Source organism: Pseudidiomarina tainanensis (assembly GCF_900115255.1).
In the GTDB taxonomy this organism is placed as follows: Bacteria; Pseudomonadota; Gammaproteobacteria; order Enterobacterales; family Alteromonadaceae; genus Pseudidiomarina; species Pseudidiomarina tainanensis.
Window position 1 is genome coordinate 72,342 of sequence record NZ_FOYU01000004.1, and the last position, 19,019, is coordinate 91,360.

At 47.7% G+C, this 19,019-nt stretch carries 13 protein-coding genes; 3 read left to right on the forward strand and 10 right to left on the reverse strand.

Annotated features, from left to right (window positions below):
- Positions 1-102: 102 nt before the first annotated feature.
- A complete protein-coding gene (asnA, locus tag BM292_RS10570; RefSeq protein ID WP_092858372.1) occupies positions 103-1,092 on the reverse strand; it encodes an aspartate--ammonia ligase in 990 nt (329 codons plus the stop codon).
- A gap of 287 nt (positions 1,093-1,379) precedes the next feature.
- Here asnA and asnC point away from each other — a divergent pair, with 287 nt between their 5' ends.
- Complete coding sequence (asnC, locus tag BM292_RS10580; protein WP_092858376.1) at positions 1,380-1,826, forward strand: transcriptional regulator AsnC; 447 nt, start codon at positions 1,380-1,382, stop codon at positions 1,824-1,826.
- 39 nt (positions 1,827-1,865) lie between these two features.
- Here the strand turns inward: asnC and BM292_RS10585 are convergent, their stop codons facing one another.
- The 4 genes from BM292_RS10585 to BM292_RS10600 form a co-directional block, all read right to left on the reverse strand.
- Entirely contained in the window at positions 1,866-2,837 is a 972-nt protein-coding gene (locus BM292_RS10585; RefSeq protein ID WP_092858378.1) for a PstS family phosphate ABC transporter substrate-binding protein, read from the reverse strand.
- Positions 2,838-2,960: 123 nt separating this feature from the next.
- Positions 2,961-4,262: a phosphate regulon sensor histidine kinase PhoR gene (gene phoR, locus BM292_RS10590; RefSeq protein WP_092858380.1), complete on the reverse strand. Its 1,302-nt coding sequence runs from the start codon at positions 4,260-4,262 to the stop codon at positions 2,961-2,963.
- Between the two features lie 18 nt (positions 4,263-4,280).
- On the reverse strand, positions 4,281-4,967 hold the full coding sequence (gene phoB / locus BM292_RS10595; RefSeq protein WP_092858382.1) for a phosphate regulon transcriptional regulator PhoB: 687 nt from the start codon (positions 4,965-4,967) through the stop codon (positions 4,281-4,283).
- Between the two features lie 84 nt (positions 4,968-5,051).
- The gene (locus tag BM292_RS10600; protein ID WP_245751924.1) at positions 5,052-6,188 is read right to left on the reverse strand and encodes an endonuclease/exonuclease/phosphatase family protein; all 1,137 of its coding nucleotides are present in this window, start codon (positions 6,186-6,188) and stop codon (positions 5,052-5,054) included.
- 496 nt (positions 6,189-6,684) lie between these two features.
- On the opposite strand from BM292_RS10600, the gene BM292_RS10605 reads away from it, so the two are divergent.
- A complete protein-coding gene (locus tag BM292_RS10605; protein WP_092858386.1) occupies positions 6,685-9,849 on the forward strand; it encodes a TonB-dependent receptor in 3,165 nt (1,054 codons plus the stop codon).
- An 83-nt stretch (positions 9,850-9,932) separates the two neighbouring features.
- A complete protein-coding gene (gene tadA / locus BM292_RS10610) occupies positions 9,933-10,382 on the forward strand; it encodes a tRNA adenosine(34) deaminase TadA (protein ID WP_218151690.1) in 450 nt (149 codons plus the stop codon).
- A gap of 56 nt (positions 10,383-10,438) precedes the next feature.
- Here the strand turns inward: tadA and purL are convergent, their stop codons facing one another.
- From purL to guaB, 5 genes are read right to left on the reverse strand one after another with little or no spacing between them, the layout of a single operon-like run.
- A complete protein-coding gene (gene purL / locus BM292_RS10615; protein ID WP_092858390.1) occupies positions 10,439-14,335 on the reverse strand; it encodes a phosphoribosylformylglycinamidine synthase in 3,897 nt (1,298 codons plus the stop codon).
- A gap of 27 nt (positions 14,336-14,362) precedes the next feature.
- On the reverse strand, positions 14,363-14,485 hold the full coding sequence (locus BM292_RS11855) for a hypothetical protein (RefSeq protein ID WP_267899179.1): 123 nt from the start codon (positions 14,483-14,485) through the stop codon (positions 14,363-14,365).
- A complete protein-coding gene (mltF, locus tag BM292_RS10620) occupies positions 14,485-15,888 on the reverse strand; it encodes a membrane-bound lytic murein transglycosylase MltF (protein WP_092858392.1) in 1,404 nt (467 codons plus the stop codon). The genes BM292_RS11855 and mltF overlap by 1 nt, the downstream gene beginning before the upstream one ends.
- A gap of 3 nt (positions 15,889-15,891) precedes the next feature.
- Positions 15,892-17,466, reverse strand: a complete 1,575-nt coding sequence (guaA, locus tag BM292_RS10625) for a glutamine-hydrolyzing GMP synthase (protein WP_092858394.1) — start codon at positions 17,464-17,466, stop codon at positions 15,892-15,894.
- A 6-nt stretch (positions 17,467-17,472) separates the two neighbouring features.
- Complete coding sequence (gene guaB, locus BM292_RS10630; RefSeq protein WP_092858396.1) at positions 17,473-18,942, reverse strand: IMP dehydrogenase; 1,470 nt, start codon at positions 18,940-18,942, stop codon at positions 17,473-17,475.
- Positions 18,943-19,019: the final 77 nt, after the last annotated feature.

Genomic DNA, 19,019 nt, shown 5'->3' on the forward strand with positions numbered 1-19,019 from the left:
TTCAAGTCTAAAAATGATCTAACATGAATTTGATGCAGCAGAGTATAGACCCTTTCTATGACAGTATTGTTACAGTGCTGTCACATTCCTGACATTTTTCTGTCATGCAGCGCGGATTTTTTCACCTGTTGAATACGTCCACTCCAGCTGCGGAGCTTGTGTTGCAGCAATATGCGACAATTGCAGCACCCACATAGCAACGCGCGACTGTCCGATACCACCGCCAATGCATTCTGGAAGGCGTCCGTTTAATAAATCTTGGTGCCATGGTTGCTGTAATATCGCTTCACACCCACGCTGTGCTGCTTGACGCTTGAGCGCTTCGGCGTTAACCCGAATCCCCATCGATGACAACTCTAACGCATCATCAATAGGCGCATGCCAAACTAACAAATCACCATTTAAGCCAGGTAACGCTTGTTGATGCGTTGGGTGAGTCGCCAACGAACTCCAATCATCGTAATCTGGCGAACGCGCGTCGTGTAATGAACCGTCAGCCAGTTCGCCACCGATACCAATAATAAATACTGCCTTGTGTAGCTTGGTGAATTCTCGTTCACGTTCTTTCGGGGTCAGTAATGGATACATCTGGCGGAGTTGTTCGGCATGAATAAATGTCACCTGCGATGCGAGTTGATCTGCATGTTCTGGCGCTAGGTCACACATTAATTGGCATAGTGATTGATAGATATCACTGACCGTTCTTTGCAACGTTGTCAGTGAGCGCTCACTTGATGCAATTACCTGCTCCCAATCCCATTGCTCAACTAGAACCGAGTGCCGCTCTGTTAACCGCTCTTCTTCAGCGCGAATTGCCTTCATCTGCGCAACCACGCCCTCACCTGCTTGGCAGCCGTAATGCGCCAGCACGCTACGTTTCCATTTCGCGAGTGAGTGCACGATCACGTAATCACGCTGTTCCGCTTTAACATGCACTGACACGCCGTGCTCTGCGCCACTCAGATTATCTTGCACTCCAGCTTCGCTCGGGACCATCAGCGGCGCCTGCACTTCGGTCAAGTTCAAAGTGGTACATAACAATTCAGTCATCCGCTGTTTAATTTCGGCAATTCTCTGTTGCTGCTTCAACATGTTAAATCCTCGTAGCCCGGCCGTTACCTGGCGGAAAGTACGCCGGGTAGCGCAACGCGCTGTTAATGGTGGTTACCCGATAATGGTCGTTATTCGTTATTCGTTATTCGTTATTCGTTATTCGTTATTCGTTATTCGTTATTCGTTATTCAAGAAATTAAACCCCAAGCAGCCTTTAATTCAATATCATCTAACCAATAAACAATTACACGATAATTTATTTGTATTTTTAGTAAAAAATATTAGATATTATTTAAAATAACATAGGTATTCAGACGAGAAATTAGATGATCGACAATTTAGACAAAGCGATAATTAGCACGCTGCAAGACAACGCGCGGATTTCTTATGCAGAAATTGCCAAGCAACATAGCGTTAGCCCCGCCACAATTCATGTGCGGGTAGAGAAATTACGCCAAGCGGGAATTATTACAGGTACCCACGTGCACGTTGATGCACGCAAACTTGGTTACGATGTGTGTTGTTTTATCGGTATTAATTTAGCGCGCGCCGGCGATTACCCCAGTGCATTAGCGCAGTTAAACGCTTTTCCGGAGGTGGTAGAAGCACACTACACCACCGGCCAATACAGTATTTTTATTAAAGTGATGGTGCGCTCAATTGATGATCTACAAAACTTATTGATCAACAAAATTCAGCCTATTGAGGAAATTCAGGCCACGGAAACCTTGATTTCGTTACAGCAGCCCATCATGCGGCAGATACAGGTATAAAAAAGCCCGCAATTTGCGGGCTTCCATCTTTCTTAAAACTTAATTCAAGCCAAGCTTTTCAAGCTCTTGCTCAACCACAACGCGTGGTAGCGGAATGTAACCGTCTTTATCGACGATTTCTTGACCAATTTTAGATAAAACCATTTTCAAGAATTCGGCAGTCGCTGGGTCAAGCGGTTTGTTTGGATGCTTGTTTACATAAACGTACAAGAAACGTGCTAGTGGGTACTTACCCGCTAAAGCATTCTCAGTGGTCGCATCAACAAACTCCGCGCCTTCTTCAACTGCTAAAGGTACAGTTTTCACACCAGAAGTCATGTAACCAATGCCTGAGTAACCAATGGCGTTTAATGACGTTGATACCGACTGTACCACTGATGCTGAACCTGGCTGTTCGTTTACATTATTGCGGAAGTCACCATCACATAACGCGATTTCTTTAAAGTAACCGTAAGTGCCTGATACTGAGTTACGACCATATAACTGCAAGTCACGGTTTTCCCAGCTACCGGTTAATCCTAAATCGCCCCAACGGCGCACTTCTTCAGTTGCACCACACAAACGCGTGCTCGAGAAGATTGCGTCCACTTCAGCAATGGTTAAACCTTCAATTGGGTTATCTTTGTGTGCGAATACGGCTAATGCGTCAATCGCTACACGAACTTGCGTTGGCTTATAACCATGACGTTTTTCAAACGCTTCGATTTCTTTCGCTTTCATCGCGCGGCTCATAGGACCGAAGTTTGACGTGCCTTCAGTTAACGCAGGTGGCGCAGTTGAAGAACCAGCCGCTTGGATTTGCATGTTAACGTTCGGGTATAAACGCTTAAACTCTTCTGACCAGAAGGTCATCATGTTTGCTAAAGTGTCTGAACCTACCGATGAGAGGTTGCCTGAAAGACCACTTACTTTTTCATATTCAGGCAGGTTGTCCGTTGCTTTTTGTGCGCTTGCAGAAAAACTAATTAAACCTGCAACTGCAGCGGTAATTAATGCCGATTTGAATTTCATAGTTGACTCCAATCGTGATGTTTTGTCAGTTTCTACCGACGGTTTTAATCAGTAACTGGAGTCAAGTTTAGTGTGTCAATGTGACAGTATTGTGACATTTATGACAAAAGTGTCATTTTTTTATCATGAACGCTTAATGACCAACTCTTCAGAAATGCGGAATGAGAACTTGGAACCACGCCCCACAACAGAATCAATAATAAGCCGACTGTGATGGTGTTCCAGCGCTTGTTGGACTATCGCTAACCCCAATCCAGAGCCGCCTTTTTTACTATTGCGGTCTTTGTCCACACGATAGAAACGTTCAGTTAAACGGCCGACATGTTCGGCAGGAATACCGGGGCCATTGTCTTGCACCGAGAACTCGGCGTCTTGCCCGACCATTTTCCAGGTTACTTTGATTTCACCATGGGGTTGGGTGTAATGAATCGCGTTGGTGACTAAATTTGAAAATACGCTACGCAATTCATCTTCGATGCCGTGAATTTGTATATCGGCAATATCAAAGTGCAATGTGTGTTGCTTATCTTGATTCAAACGCTCGGCGTCATTCTTGATTACCTCTAACATGGCCGGCACGTTGACAGTACGTTCAAACATATCGGTACGATGCACATCCATACGCGATAACGATAGGAGCTGATCAACCAAGTTGCGCATACGTTCGCTTTGCGCCTGCATGTCGGTCACCGCTTTGGTGAGCATGGCCGGTGGCAGTGCAGCCGGTTCATCCAACATTTCGAGATAACCTTGAAGGACGGTCAATGGCGTCTTCAATTCGTGTGACACGTTCGCTACGAAATCTTTACGCATTTGCTCGAGTTGTTTGAGCTGGGTCACATCACGCGCCATCAATAAATATTGGTCATCGCTATAAGGCATGATACGAACTTCAAGTTCTACATCTTCGCGCACCGGAGATGGCAGATGAATGTCGTCGCTAAAATCGCCCTTCTGCAAATAGGCAATGAATTCTGGGTGACGAATCAAGTTGGAAAGGCGGATGCCCGTATCGGCAGGCCACTTCAGGCCAAAATAGAATTGGCCTAATTTGTTACACCAGATGAGACCGCCGTCTTTGCGAAATACTATGGCTGCATCAGGAATCGCTTCTGATGCCTCACGAAAGCGTCGTAGTAACCGCGCTAATGCACGGCGGCGCTGTTGGCTGCGCCGTTGTGTGCGATAGATACCGTCGTAGATATAGCTCCAGCTGCCCGGTGCACTTGGTGGCAACATGGTACGGCGGTGCCATAACCAATCGACCAATTTGTATTGGTAATAATAGTGCCAAACGACCAAAGTGATGAGTGCTAGAGCCAACGTTGCCCAGAAGTAACCGAGCAACCAACCGAAAAAGCCTACCGGGACAATAAACCACAGTAGGCCTTTCAATATAAATAGGACGGAATAACGACGATCCATGCTTAGTGGCGGCTCCGTTTAACTCTTGGAAAAACGGTAACCGACACCACGTACGGTTTGCACCAAGCGGTCATGCCCATGCGCTTCCAACGCTTTGCGAAGGCGACGAATGTGAACATCGACAGTGCGGTCCTCAACATAAACGTTGGTTCCCCATACATGATCTAGTAACTGCTCTCGACTATACACCCGATCAGGGTGCGTCATAAAGAAATGGAGTAATTTAAATTCGGTTGGCCCCATGTCAAGCCGATCGTTATAAGCGGTAACACGATGTGATACTGGATCTAAACGCAAGCCTTCAACTTCTAGTGGTTCATCAAGCGCAGTTGGAGCTACTCTACGAAACACGGCACGCATACGCGCCATGAGTTCTTTCGGCGAAAACGGCTTGGTCATGTAATCATCAGCGCCGACTTCAAGGCCACGTACTTTGTCTTCTTCTTCACCACGCGCTGTAAGCATGATGATTGGGATAGCGCGAGTAAAGTCATCACCTTTCAATTTCTTCGCGAGTTGAATACCAGAGCCACCTGGAATCATCCAATCTAGTAGAATCATATCAGGAAAAGGTTCAACCACCTTTTCCAGAGCTGCTTGGTAATCACCCGCTTCAATTGCTTGATAGCCGTGCTGTTCCATGACAAAGCTAAGCATTTCGCGAATCGGCGCTTCATCTTCAACAATCAGTATCTTTCTGGACATCTGCGTCACCTAATTTGTTTTTGGCACGGCTGATTATCACGATACTTTATGACACTTTTATGAAACCCACCAAATTTGTGTCATTTATTTTAACTGAATGTCTATCCATACCAGTCGATGATCAGAAGAAGCACCGCGTGTTTGCACCAATTCTGCCTTGGGTTCACCGGCGGCAGGCCAAAACACACATGATTGAATTAATTCGATACCATATACCGATGGCAACACGTAATCGGCGCGTTTGCGCCAACCAGCGGTATGTGTCGCGGCCTGCTCATTGTCTGGGGTATGTTGCGCGCCACCGATACTTGTTGGCGTTTTGTTGGCATTCACTAACGGATGTTCTAGTAACTGATCAATCGCTCCAGGTACATTGTCAGCGCTTTCAACCGAAGCATTCAGGTCGCCAGCAATTACAAACGCTTGCTGCTCACCTAGCCCACCTTTTGTGCCATTATCATCATAAATATAGTCACTAAGATGTGGTTGAATGTAGTCAGCCCAAAACCGAATCTCATCGAAGTTTCGACGCCCGTTACGATCTTCTTTACCATCAAACACCGGTGGCGTTGGGTGACTGACCAACAGATGCAATTCGTGACCTTTGACGTCAATCGGTACATCCCAGTGCGACTTTGAGCTTAGTCGAAATTGTTGCCAAGCTTCTGCACTATAAAATGGTTCTGACGTATTCGGTTGCAACGGTGCGAGCGCACCCGGCATGTCTTTCCACTTGAATAGTTGGAACGTGCGCACTGCGTCGGTTTGAATTGGATATTTAGATAGCAGCACCATACCGTATTGGCCCGGATACCAACCAAAGCCCCAGGCATCATTGCCGGTGCCACTGGCCACGCCATCACCGCTTAAATCAAATGGGCTTGGTACACCGGTGTTCACCGGCGCCAAATATACATATGGGTAATCTATCGGCGACTCGCCGTTTTGACTTTGTTGCAGGTAGTCGCGGCGAAAAACATCAACACCTTGACTCGCATCAACATAATCGAACTCATTTAACACCAAAACATCTGGACGCGTGTGCTGGATAATTTCAGCAATGGCTTTGATTTGTGGGTGTTGCTGCGCTAAAGCATCAGTCAGCGCGGTGGCGCCTTGGGTTTGCACTTGCTCATTCGATAAATAATTACTGGCATCCATGCTCACGTTAAACGTGGCAACGCGCAGTGAAACAGGTTCTGAAATTTTTTCTGGGGGCATATCGCATCCTGCTAAATAAAGCGCAGAGAAAGATAAAATAAGGGCTGTACGGAATTTCATCGGAACGAACTATCCTTTTGCGGGCATGCTACGACAGAGAAAAAGCATAAAGGTTCAATTTATACGATGCAATTGTAAAAAAAATTGCGTAAAATATTGTCATATTTTTGACACAGTACGATGCTATAAATCCACATCGGTGGATTCAGGTCATTATATTGCAGTTTTTACCTGATCTCGTCATTGTCTAGGTTATAGGACGAAAAAATGAGTCACGGTTGGCGAAATTCAACTTATCGCATGCAACGATATTGGAGCAATTCTTGTCGTTGGTGTGTGTGTTTTTCGTTGTTCATCAATTCTTCTGTTACCTCATTTATTCATTCTGTAATCATAAACAACTCAAACTCTAATTCGGCAAAGAACGCTTCGTTCGAGCCAACCAATCCAGAAGTTTTTTCTTACTGTAAAACCACAACCCAAGGGAAACATCAACATGTTTAACTGCAAACAAACACGTATCGCAGCAGCTGTTGCTATCGCAATGGGCCTTTCGGCCACTGCATATGCGCAAGACACAGCATCTGCATTGCGTGGTGTTATTACTTCAAATACCGGCAGCACGCTGGCTAACGCTGAAGTAGTAATTACCGATACGCGTACTGGCGCATCGCGTACTTTAACAACCAACGAGACAGGTACTTTCTCTGCTCGTGGTTTGGCTGTTGGCGGTCCATACGTTATCACGGTAACTGACCCAACAACTGGCGCGACAAAAGAACAAGAAGTTTACTTAACCTTGGGTGAAACGGCGAACGTTAACCTGATGGTTGAAAGCAATGTTGAGCGTATTGCTGTAACTGGCACCTCAATGTTGAACAACAACTATGGCGGCACCGGCCCAGCAAGCAACTTCAGCTTGCGTGACCTTGAAGAAGCGCCAGCTATCAACCGTGACATCAAAGATATCGTGCGTATCGACCCACGTATCTATATCGATGAAACCTACGGTGATGGTATTCAGTGTGGTGGTGCAAACCCACGTTTCAACAGCTTGACTGTTGACGGCGTTCGTATGAACGACAACTTCGGCTTGAACTCAAATGGTTACCCAACTGAGCGTATGCCGTTTGCTTATGATGCCATCGAGCAGGTTGCTGTTGAATTAGCACCATTTGATGTGAAATACGGTGGTTTTACCGCATGTAACATCAACGCTGTAACCAAGTCTGGTCAGAACGAATTCCACGGAAGCGTTTTCTTCGATTACACCAACCAAGATATGCGTGGTGACAAAATTGAAGATACCAAACTTGAGCAAGGCGACTTCAACGAAAAACGCTACGGCTTCAGTGTTGGTGGTCCAATCTTAGAAGACCAATTATTCTTCTTCGCTGCGTATGAAAAATACGAAGGTGCGGTGAAGTTTGATAACGGCGCTGGCGATGACCCAACTGCAGGTAACCCAATCTATGGTGTGTCGCAAGCACAGGTAGACGAAATTGCACAAATCGCTCGTGAAGTTTACGGCTATGAAGTTGGCGACCCAATCGCTTCTGCACCAGTAGAAGACGAGAAATTGTTGCTTAAATTAGACTGGCAGATCAACGATGCGCACCGTGCAGCGTTCACTTACAACTGGAACGACGGCGGTAACATCCGTCAGTCAGATTCTTGGGCATATGAATTCTCAAACCACTACTATGACCGTGGTACTGAGTTAACTTCATACGTTGGTGAATTCTACTCAAACTGGACAGATAACTTCTCAACTGAAGTTCGTGCTGGCTACCAGAAAGTTGATAACCGCCAAGTTACTTTGGGTCCAAAAGATTTCGGTGAAGTTCAAATCGAAACTCGTTTTGACCACGACAACGACGGTATCGAAGATAGCGCAACTGTATTCTTAGGTGCTGATGACTCGCGTCAAGCGAACAAGCTTTACTACGATACGCGCTACATCAAGTTAGCTGGTAACTACTTCATGGGCGACCACGTTATTACCGCTGGTTTCGAGCGTGAAGAGTTAGACGTATATAACTTATTCGTACAGCAATCGCGTGGTGGTGAATACCGTATCTTTATTCCAGATGGTAGCACTGATCCAAATGCAGCTATCGACTTGTTCCGTCAAGGTATCGTAGACCGTATCTACTACGGTAGTGCCGCTGGTACGAACAACCCTGAAGATGCAGCAGGTGCGTTCCAATACGAAATCAACACCTTGTACGTTCAAGACGAATACTACATGTACGAGCAAGACTTAACCTTGACTTACGGTCTCCGTTACGACTGGTATACCAGTGATGACTTGCCACGTGAAAACCAAAACTTCATCGATCTTTATGGTTACAGCAATGCAACCAACTTTGACGGCGAAGGTTTGTTACAACCACGTGTTGGTTTCAACTGGAAGCCTTCTCTTGAATTAGAAGTACGTGGTGGCTTCGGTCTGTACTCAGGTGGTAACCCGAACGTTTGGATTGCAAACAACTATCAAAACGATGGTATTACGCAAATCCAATTGCAAGAGCGTGGCGTTGATTTGAACGCTGTCGACTTGTCAGGTTCTGGTCGTCCATTCTACGACGTACCACAATCAATGTACGACGCAGTTGCGAATGCAAGCGGCAACAGCCCAGTAAACTCGTTTGACCCGAACTTCGAAATTCCAAGCGAGTGGAAATATGCATTGGGTGCAACTTATACCTTCGAAAACCAAATGGTCTTGATGGGTGATATTCTTTACACCAAACGTAAAGACTCTGCTGCTATCATCGACTTGGCGTTCGAACAAGTAGGCGTTGCTTCTGACGGTCGTCCGGTTTATTCAAACCCAAATGGTCGTGAAGGTGATTATCAGTTAACGAATGCTGACGATGCAGGTAGCCAGTTGAACTTGTCTCTTGCGTTGAGCCATGCTTATGACTTCGGTCTTGATTGGTCGGTAGCTTATGCTTACACCGATTCAGAAGAAGCTCAGGCAATGAGCTCGTCAGTAGCTGGTTCTAACTTCTCACAAACCGCTACTTCAGACATGAACAACTACGTATCTGGACCTGCGAACTATGAAATTCCACATCGTTTCACTTTACGTGTTAACTATGGTGTTGAGTTCTTCGATGGTTTAGAAACTCGTTTCAGCTTGTTCGGTCAAGCGAACAAAGGTCGTCCATATAGCTTTGGCTTGAACGGTCGTGACCTGTTCGGTGACACTGGTAACCGTCAATTGTTGTACGTGCCAACTGGTGCTGACGACAGCAAAGTTATCTTTGGCCCAGACTTCGATACTGATGCGTTCTTTGCATATATCCAAGAGAGCGGCTTAGACAAGTACGCTGGCGGCATCGCTCCACGTAATAGCTTCTACAGCAGCTGGTGGAACAAGTTTGACTTGAAAGTAACTCAGGAATTACCAGGGTTTGCTGATGGTCATAAAGCTAACATGTTCTTCGTTATCGAAAACGTTGGCAACTTGTTGAACAGCGACTGGGGTGTGTTATATCAAGCCGGCTTCCCACAAATCGAACAGATTGTGGATGCGTCTCTTGATGACGAATACAACGTGATTTATGAGCAGTTTAACCAACCTAGCCCACAATCACGTGAAACTGGTCCATCACTTTGGGAAATGCGTTTAGGCATTAACTACAAGTTCTAATTTGGATAAGTTCGAACAAAGCCCTCGCATCTGCGGGGGCTTTTTTTTATCATGCGCACACATTCATTCAGTTGAAGAAGCTTATGGATAACGAGTTTTACATGCAGCGTGCACTCGAACTTGCCGCGATTGCCGCTGAGCAATACGACGAAGTACCCGTTGGTGCTGTGTTGGTATTAAATGATGAGATTATTGGTGAGGGTTTTAATCAAATGATTACGCTCAATGATCCATCGGCTCATGCCGAAGCGCAGGCCATTCGGGCTGCAGGCAAGCACCTAAGAAACTATCGCTTAGTCGATACCACGCTTTATGTGACGTTAGAGCCGTGTGCGATGTGCGCCGGGCTAATGACCCATGCGCGTGTGAAAACGTTAGTCTATGGTGCGAGTGATCCACGTACCGGCGCCGCTGGAACTGCTATTGAGGTTATTAATCACCCAAGTATGAATCATAAAATTGAAGTGATTGGTGGCGTATTGGCTGACGAATGCGGGGATATTTTGCGGCAGTTCTTTCGAAAGCGCCGATAAATTGTGAATTCAAAAAGAAAGCCCGGCATGAAGCCGGGCTTTTCATTTGTGTCTACTTAACCCAAGTAGACGCGTGCATTGCGGAACATCCGCATCCATGGGCTATCTTCGCCCCACTCATCGGGGTGCCAGCTATTGGCAACAGTACGGAACACACGCTCAGGGTGCGGCATCATAATCGATACACGACCATCTTTCGTGGTCAGCCCCGTAATGCCTTCAGGCGAGCCGTTCGGGTTCGCTGGGTACGTTGCTGCAACATCACCTTTATTGTTGATGTAGCGCATGGTTACCAAGCCTTCCGCGTTCACGGTAGCTAAGTCATTGCCTTTGAATTCGGCACAGCCTTCACCATGTGACACGGCGATTGGCATACGCGAGCCAGCCATTCCTTCAAAGAACAACGAGTTGTTCTTTTGAACCTCAACCAAACTGAAGCGCGCTTCAAAGCGCTCCGAGCGGTTGGTGACAAAGTGTGGCCATGCTTCGGCGCCAGGAATTAACTCTTTAAGGTTCGATAACATCTGACAGCCGTTACACACACCTAAAGCGAAGGTTTTATTGCGCTCAAAAAATGCCGCAAACTCATCACGCGCACGGCTGTTGAACAAAATTGATTTCGCCCAACCTTCACCAGCGCCTAAAACGTCGCCGTACGAGAAGCCACCACACGCAACCAGGCCGTTGAATTTCTCAAGGCTTACACGGCCACTTAAAATATCGCTCATGTGCACATCAATCGCTGCAAAGCCCGCACGATCAAAAGCCGCTGCCATTTCGACGTGAGAGTTTACGCCCTGCTCACGCAATATCGCGACCATAGGGTCACGCCCTGTGTTGATATACGGCGCTGCAACGTCCTCACTCACATCAAATGACAGATCAGCAAACAATCCTGGATCATTGAGGTTTTGTTTGGCGTCAAATTCTTCATCAGCGCAGGCTGGGTTGTCGCGCATACGCTGCATTTGATGAGTTGTTTCTGCCCAAATGGCGCGATAGTGGCTGCGTAAGTGCGCGAGCACTTCTTCACCATTACGATTGAAGCGCACGACGTCTTCACGTACCGGACGCCCAATTACGTGAACACAGTCTTCAAGGCCATGCTCAGCATAAACTTGTTGCACGTGCTCAAGTTCTTCAACACTCACTTGCACCACAGCACCGAGTTCTTCACTGAACAAAGCTGCTAAGTCGTCATCGCCCAGATTATCAAGCGCTACTTCAACACCACAGTGACCGGCAAATGCCATTTCCGCCACAGTTGTAAACAAACCGCCGTCTGAGCGGTCATGGTAGGCCATCAACTTCTTGTCATGAATAAGCTGTTGCGTTGCGTCGAAGAAACCTTTCAAAATTTCAGGGCTATCAACGTCTGGCGTGACATCGCCTAACTGACGATAAACCTGCGCTAAAGCTGAGCCGCCAAGGCGGTTTTTGCCGCGCCCCAGGTCAATTAAGAGTAACTTACTATCGCCTTTGTCCATGCGCAGTTGTGGCGTCAGCGTGCGACGTACATCGCGAACGCGGCCAAACGCAGTAATGACAAGGCTTAATGGTGCGGTTACCGCCTTCGCGCCCTGCTCGTCTTGCCACTGGGTTTTCATCGACATGGAGTCTTTGCCCACTGGAATGGTTATACCCAATGCCGGACAGAGTTCTTCGCCCACTGCCTTCACTGCTTCGTAAAGGCCAGCATCTTCACCCGGATGCCCTGCTGCGGCCATCCAGTTAGCAGAAAGCTTCACGAATTTGAGATCGCCGATGTCTGCCGCGGCAATGTTGGTCAGTGACTCACCCACGGCCATACGTGCAGACGCTGCATAGTTTAACAACGCCAACGGCGTACGCTCACCCATCGCCATAGCTTCACCGGCATAGGTGTCGTAACTCGCTGCAGTGACTGCCACGTCGGCAACCGGAATCTGCCACGGACCAACCATTTGGTCGCGAGCAACCAAGCCGGTGACAGTGCGGTCACCAATGGTGATCAGGAAGGTTTTTTCCGCAATCGCTGGCAAACGCAATAAGCGTTTCGCGGCTTCGCTGAGTTTAATACCGTCGCGATCAATAGCATCACCTTTTACTTGCTTCGTGGTCACATCGCGATGCATTTTCGGTGGCTTGCCAAGTAATACGTTCAACGGTAAATCGATTGGCTTATCACCGAAATGTTCGTCGGTTAAGGTCAGGTGTTCAGCTTCTGTTGCTTCACCAATCACAGCAAACGGTGCGCGTTCGCGCTTACAAATTTCTTCAAATACGTCCATACGCTCTGGCGCAATGGCCATCACATAGCGTTCTTGGGATTCGTTACACCAAATCTCCAGTGGCGACATACCTGGTTCATCGTTGGGTACTTTGCGTAGTTCAAAGTTACCACCACGACCACCATCACTCACCAGCTCCGGCATCGCATTCGATAAACCGCCAGCACCGACATCGTGAATAAAGGCTATTGGGTTCTTGTCACCAAGCTGCCAGCAACGGTCAATGACTTCTTGGCAACGGCGCTCCATTTCAGGGTTATCACGCTGTACCGACGCGAAATCAAGATCTTCGCTAGAGGTACCAGAGGTCATTGACGATGCGGCACCGCCACCCAAACCGATGTTCATCGCTGGGCCGCCAAGTACGACTAATTTTGCGCCGACTGGAATCTCACCTTTCTCGACGTGTTGCTCGCGGATATTACCCATACCGCCAGCAATCATGATTGGCTTGTGGTAACCACGAATCTCTTCACCATTGTGGCTGGTGACTTTTTCTTCGTAAGTACGGAAATAGCCTGTTAGAGCTGGACGACCGAATTCGTTATTGAAAGCTGCGCCACCCAGAGGGCCCTCAAGCATGATATCAAGCGCGGTCACAATGCGGTCAGGCTTGCCGAAATCTTCTTCCCAAGGCTGCTCAAAGCCCGGAATACGTAAGTTAGAAACGCTAAAACCAACCAAGCCAGCCTTTGGCTTAGAACCGCGACCAGTTGCACCTTCGTCACGAATCTCACCGCCAGAACCTGTTGCGGCCCCTGGATACGGTGAAATAGCTGTTGGATGGTTGTGCGTTTCCACCTTCATCAGAATGTGCACAGGTTCGTGGAAGTAGCTGTACTCGCCTGCGGCACTGGTGCCTGCTGGATATGGATAAAAACGCCCGGCTTCCGAACCGACCATAACTGCCGCATTATCTTTATAAGCGGATAAAACGTTTTCTGGCGTGACCTCGAAGGTATTCTTGATCATTTTGAACAACGACTTCAGTTGTTCTTTGCCATCGATAGTCCAATCAGCGTTAAAGATTTTGTGACGACAATGCTCTGAGTTCGCTTGCGCAAACATATACAGTTCAATGTCGTTCGGATTTCGTTTTAGTGCACTAAAGTTTTCAAAAAGATAATCAATTTCGTCATCTGCAAGCGCAAGGCCCATATCGATATTTGCGCGTTGCAGTGCGTCGCGACCGCCCTGAAGAATATCGATACTCTTCAGTTTTGCTGGCTCCGCTTCATGGAATAATACTTGTGCTTCATCGAGGTCGCGCAAGACCATCTCAGTCATACGGTCGTGAATAAGCGCGGCCGCTTGTTGTAGTTGTGCCGCGGTTAACTCACCCGACAAATAATAAGCAATACCACGTTCAATCCGGTGAATTTGGGTAAGGCCACAGTTGTGAGCAATATCTGTTGCCTTTGAAGACCATGGTGAAATCGTACCTTGGCGCGGCACAACGACCAACAAGTTGCCATCTGGAATGTGCGCTGCCAGCGCGGGTCCATAGGTCAGCAATTTGGTCAGAACTGTTGTCGCTTCATCATCGAGCGTCTGTTCGACATCAACAAAATGCATAAACTCGGCATACACTTCGGTTACCGGAAGCTCAGCATTTTGTAGGCGCTGCAATAATTTCTCAGTTCGAAATTCAGACAAAGCGGGAGCACCGCGTACTATTTCCACAGACAAGTCTCCAAAATTTTAGGGCTATTAATCTTGCTTTTCAGTTAAACGAAACCACTTTTGCCGGCGTTCGGTTTGCAAATGGCGTTGTTTACGTAACCAGGCGCGGCGACGCTCTGGTGATACTAATCGACGACTCTTATTACGCATCAGTTGACTCCATCACCGCTCCCTTCAGGAACCGTGATTTCCATAGGTTTGGCTGGAATCCGTCCTCGATTATCAAGCCAGACCAAGGTGTCATAATAGCGACGTATGTTCCCTACGTATCGCACCGGTTCATCACCACGTGCAAACCCAAAGCGGGTTTGTCGATAAAACTGTTTCTGTCTTAATAAAGGTAGACGTTTTCGCACATCAATCCAGCGGTCGGCATCGCCGCCTTGCTGCTGCGTTAAAATACGTGCATCTTCCAAATGGCCGTAACCAATATTATATGCCGCGAGCGCAAACCAAATCCGATCGGGCTCCGGAATTCGCGCCGGTATGCGTTGTAACATACGCTCAAAATAGCGCGCACCACCCTGAATGCTTTGCTCAGGATTCAACCGACTTGCAACACCCATGGCTTTCGCGGTTGGTAGCGTCAACATCATCATGCCGCGCACTCCAGTAGGCGATATCGCACGCGGATTCCACAAACTTTCTTGGTAACTTATCGCAGCCAGCAGACGCCAATCTAACGCGCCTGCATGTTTTTCAAAAATATCGCGATATTTCGGTAATACCGTTTGCACAGCATCAATAAACAGGCTGGTATCAACATAATTAAAGTTGGCGACGTGGCCAAAATGCTGATCTAATAGCTGTGATAATTGCCCAGAGTGGCGAAGGTTGCCGAAAAAGGTAATCACTTCGGCATATAACGAAGCGTCCACTTGTTGATTGAGTAGCCATGCAATATCAACGTCGTCACGCACAGTAAAAGCAACGCTCAAATCAGGATAATAGCGGCGTTGCACATCGAGGGTATTACTATCGGCAATGGTATAGGCAATGTCACCTTCAACCACTTGGCGCAGTAACTCATTCGCGTCATGGTCGTCTGTGGCGCGCCATTTAAGCTCAGGGTAATCTTCGGCTATTTGTAATAACCAATCATGGTGGCTTGAATCTTCAACAACCACTAGCTCAGCGTCGAGTTCCTCGAGGCTACGTGGGCGGTCGCGGGCCCCCTGTTTAAAGACAACACGTTGAGAAATTTCAAAATAAGGTGGGCCAAATTGGAATCGCTGTTCACGTTGCGCGGTGCGATTCAAGCCAGCAGCAAGCAAATCGACTTCGCCTGACTCAAGCAAATTGAGAAGGTTTTTCACGTTGTAGCGCGACACCATCTCTACCTCAACACCCAGTTCTTCGGCAAATTGCTTAGCGAGCACATATTCAATGCCCGCTTCGCCTTCAGCATCAAGGTAGTAGCTGGTTGGCCCAAGTAAGGTACCTACGCGCAACAACCCACGCTCTTTGATGGCGTCAAGCTGGCTAGGCTGCGGCTCGGGCGCACACCCGAGCAACAACCCAATTAACGACCAGCTTATAAGCCACTTAAGCACGCATTATTCCCATTCAATGGTCGCTGGCGGTTTGCCAGAAATATCGTACACGACACGCGAAATACCATCTATTTCGTTGATGATGCGGTTCGATACTTTTTCAAGCAACTCATACGGGAGATGTGCCCAACGTGCAGTCATAAAATCAATTGTTTCAACGGCACGTAGTGCAATAACCCAATCATATTTGCGAGCATCACCCATTACACCAACTGAGCGCACCGGCAAGAACACCGCGAACGCTTGGCTGACGTCGTGATAAATACCAGCGTTACGTAGTTCGCTGATGAAAATATGATCAGCGCGACGCAATAAGTCACAATATTCTTTCTTCACTTCCGCCAACACCCGTACACCAAGGCCAGGGCCTGGGAATGGATGGCGATACAACATGTCATAAGGCAAGCCGAGCTCTAAACCAATTTTACGTACTTCGTCTTTAAACAACTCGCGTAGTGGTTCAACCAAGCTCAATTTCATATCTTCTGGTAAGCCACCGACATTGTGGTGTGACTTAATCACATGCGCCTTACCGGTTTTTGATCCCGCAGACTCAATCACGTCTGGATAAATTGTGCCTTGCGCTAAGAACGATACATCTTTGATGCGGCTGGCTTGTTCGTCGAAGATTTCGATAAATACCCGGCCGATAATTTTGCGTTTTGCTTCCGGATCTTTTTCTCCCGCAAGCGCGTCAAGAAAACGGTTTTCCGCATCAACATGAACAATGTTTAAGCCGTAATGGTCACCAAACATTTCCATGACTTGCTCTGCTTCCTGCCAGCGCAGCAAACCGTTATCGACAAATACACAGGTCAGTTGATCACCGATGGCACGGTGCAACAACATAGCTGTCACTGAGCTATCAACACCACCTGACAAACCTAAAACGACTTTGTTGGTACCAACTTGTTCGCGGATACGAGCAACGGCGTCATCAATGATGTGCGCTGGAGTCCAATTGCGTTCACACTCACAAATCTCAACCACAAAGTGTTCGAGAATGCGCATGCCTTGGCGCGTGTGGGTCACTTCTGGGTGGAACTGAACACCATAGAAATCACGTTTGTCATCGGCCATTGCGGCGATTGGACAGGTCGGGGTTTGTGCGACAATGTCAAAGCCTGCAGGTGCTTCAATGACTTTATCACCGTGGCTCATCCACACATCAATCACTGGGTTGCCGCTTTCGTGCACACTGTCTTCAATGTGGTGGAACAACGGACACGGTGCGATACGCTCAACCTGGGCATAGCCAAATTCACGCTCGAGTGAACCTTGCACTTTACCGCCCAGTTGCTCGGCCATGGTTTGCATACCGTAGCAAATACCAAATACTGGTACGCCCGCCTCGAATACATACTCAGGTGCGCGCGGCGAGTTGGCTTCGGTTACCGATTCTGGGCCGCCTGACAAAATAATGCCGTTCGGTTTAAAGTTACGGATGTCGTCTTCGCTGACATCCCACGCCCACAGTTCACAGTAGACGCCGAGTTCACGAATACGGCGGGCAATTAACTGCGTGTACTGCGAGCCGAAATCTAAAATCAATATGCGATGTGCATGAATATCTTGCATGTTGGCTTAACCCATCCGGTAGTTTGGAGCTTCTTTAGTGATTTGCACGTCGTGCACATGAGATTCGCCCATACCAGCAGCGGTTACTTTCACAAACTGCGGCTTGGTGCGCATTTCTTTCATATTGGCACAACCAGTTAAGCCCATCGCTGAGCGTAATCCACCCATTTGCTGGTGAATGATGGTGGCAATTGGACCTTTGTAGGCAACACGGCCTTCAATACCTTCAGGAACCAGCTTTTCGGCTTCGTTGGTTGCTTGGAAGTAACGGTCTGATGAACCATGACGTTGGTTCATTGCGCCAATACTGCCCATACCGCGATATGATTTGTAATAACGCCCTTGGTACAGCTCAACTTCGCCTGGTGATTCTTCGGTACCGGCTAGCATGCTACCAACCATGACGCAGTCGGCGCCAGCGGCAATCGCTTTGGCGATATCACCCGAAAAACGGATACCACCGTCAGCAATAACTGGAATATTGGTGCCTTTAAGTGCATCAACAGCGTCAGAGATTGCGGTAATTTGTGGTACCCCACAACCAGTTACAATTCGCGTCGTACAAATTGAGCCTGGACCAATACCAACTTTTACTGCATCAACACCGGCGTCTGCGAGTGCTTTCGCGCCAGCGCCCGTCGCTACGTTACCAGCAATGATTTGCAAATCAGGATAGGTTTTACGTGCCCATGTCACACGATCAATAACACCTTGTGAGTGACCGTGCGAGGTATCAATCAATAAGACGTCTACGCCGGCTTCTACAAGTGCTTCAACCCGCTCTTCAGTACCTGGACCAACACCAACTGCGGCACCTACACGCAAACGACCCAGTTCGTCTTTACACGCATTTGGTTTATTTTCGGCCTTGGTGAAATCTTTTAAGGTAATCATGCCGCGCAAGTGGAACGCATCGTCAACCACGAGTATTTTTTCAATACGGTGTTGATGCATTAAGTTTAGAATTTCTTCGCTTTGCGCGTTTTCTTTTACGGTAATCAGCTTGTCTTTTTGCGTCATAATGGAGCTAACAAGGCGATTGTCATCACGCTCAGCACGTGTATCACGACCGGTGATAATACCCACCAATTCGCCTGATTTCTCAACGACTGGGAAACCGTGAAAGCCATGTTCAACTGCCAACGCACGGATTTCGCCAAGCGTGGTATCTGGGCTAACTGTGATTGGATCGGACACCATACCGCTTTCGTATTTTTTAACTTTACGAACGTGTGCGGCTTGCTCTGCAACGGTCATGTTTTTGTGCACAAAACCAATCCCGCCTTCTTGCGCTAAGGCAATCGCTAGAGCGGCTTCAGTTACGGTATCCATGGCCGCAGAAACCATTGGAATATTGAGTTCAATTCCACGGGTTAAACGCGTGCGCAGGTCGGCTGTATGCGGTAAAACGGTTGAATGACCGGGGACGAGCAAAACGTCGTCAAAGGTTAGGGCTTCTTGAGCAATTCGTAGCATGGCAACATCTCACTGGCTGACTTAATGTTGCGGGCAGATTTTACTCGCAAACGGCTTTTCAGTAAACTGATTTTTTT

What these genes read in the sequence shown, in the direction of transcription:
- asnA (WP_092858372.1), bottom strand. Translation starts at nt 1,092, where the DNA reads ATGTTGAAGCAGCAACAGAGAATTGCCGAAATTAAACAGCGGATGACT.
- asnC (WP_092858376.1), top strand. Translation starts at nt 1,380, where the DNA reads ATGATCGACAATTTAGACAAAGCGATAATTAGCACGCTGCAAGACAAC.
- BM292_RS10585 (WP_092858378.1), bottom strand. Translation starts at nt 2,837, where the DNA reads ATGAAATTCAAATCGGCATTAATTACCGCTGCAGTTGCAGGTTTAATT.
- phoR (WP_092858380.1), bottom strand. Translation starts at nt 4,262, where the DNA reads ATGGATCGTCGTTATTCCGTCCTATTTATATTGAAAGGCCTACTGTGG.
- phoB (WP_092858382.1), bottom strand. Translation starts at nt 4,967, where the DNA reads ATGTCCAGAAAGATACTGATTGTTGAAGATGAAGCGCCGATTCGCGAA.
- BM292_RS10600 (WP_245751924.1), bottom strand. Translation starts at nt 6,188, where the DNA reads ATGCCCCCAGAAAAAATTTCAGAACCTGTTTCACTGCGCGTTGCCACG.
- BM292_RS10605 (WP_092858386.1), top strand. Translation starts at nt 6,685, where the DNA reads ATGTTTAACTGCAAACAAACACGTATCGCAGCAGCTGTTGCTATCGCA.
- tadA (WP_218151690.1), top strand. Translation starts at nt 9,933, where the DNA reads ATGGATAACGAGTTTTACATGCAGCGTGCACTCGAACTTGCCGCGATT.
- BM292_RS11855 (WP_267899179.1), bottom strand. Translation starts at nt 14,485, where the DNA reads ATGCGTAATAAGAGTCGTCGATTAGTATCACCAGAGCGTCGCCGCGCC.
- guaA (WP_092858394.1), bottom strand. Translation starts at nt 17,466, where the DNA reads ATGCAAGATATTCATGCACATCGCATATTGATTTTAGATTTCGGCTCG.
- guaB (WP_092858396.1), bottom strand. Translation starts at nt 18,942, where the DNA reads ATGCTACGAATTGCTCAAGAAGCCCTAACCTTTGACGACGTTTTGCTC.